The organism is Haemophilus haemolyticus (assembly GCF_001679045.1).
GTDB classification, from domain to species: Bacteria; Pseudomonadota; Gammaproteobacteria; order Enterobacterales; family Pasteurellaceae; genus Haemophilus; species Haemophilus haemolyticus.
Genome location: NZ_LYCK01000016.1, coordinates 1 through 803 on the forward strand (window position 1 = coordinate 1; position 803 = coordinate 803).

At 41.8% G+C, this 803-nt stretch carries 1 tRNA gene and 1 rRNA gene; both read left to right on the plus strand.

Going from position 1 to position 803, the window contains the following annotated elements:
• Window positions 1-95 precede the first annotated feature (95 nt).
• Window positions 96-171 (plus strand) — tRNA-Glu (locus A8M50_RS08900).
• Window positions 172-440: 269 nt separating this feature from the next.
• Window positions 441-803, plus strand: a 23S ribosomal RNA gene (locus A8M50_RS08905); the annotation flags it as partial.

The following is an 803-nucleotide window of genomic DNA, read 5'->3' on the forward strand; positions in this document are numbered from 1 at the left end:
CTCACACAGATTGGCTGATAGTTGTAGACAAGATTGAAAACGAAGCGAAAAGCAACGTTGAAAGATAAGAATAAGATAGAGTATCTTTAATTGATGTCCCCATCGTCTAGAGGCCTAGGACATCGCCCTTTCACGGCGGTAACCGGGGTTCGAATCCCCGTGGGGACGCCAATTAAAGATAACTTTGTTAGATTATCTTACTGTTCTTTAAAAAATTGGAAACAAGCTGAAAACAAGAGATTTTCGAGAGAAAGTCTGAGTAGGCAAAATAGGGCAGTGAAAAGAGGGAACTGAAAAGGGAGCTCTGAAAGCAAACCTGTTTTGCATAAAATCTTGATTGAACAAAAGCAATCAAGTGTTTAGTTGAATGAAAATACGCATCAAATTGACCGCACTTTAAAGTGAAAACTTAAAGTGATTGAAAACATTTGAGGTTGTATAGTTAAGTGACTAAGCGTACAAGGTGGATGCCTTGGCAATCAGAGGCGAAGAAGGACGTGCTAATCTGCGAAAAGCTTGGATGAGTCGATAAGAGGCGTTTAATCCAAGATATCCGAATGGGGAAACCCAGTAGATGAAGAATCTACTATCACTTACTGAATTCATAGGTAAGTGAGGCAAACCGGGAGAACTGAAACATCTAAGTACCCCGAGGAAAAGAAATCAACCGAGATTTCGTCAGTAGCGGCGAGCGAAAGCGAAAGAGCCTGTTAATGATAGCAGCAGAGATAGAGGAATAAGCTGGGAAGCTTAGCGACACAGGGTGATAGCCCCGTACTCAAAATCCAGGCTGTGGTACTAAG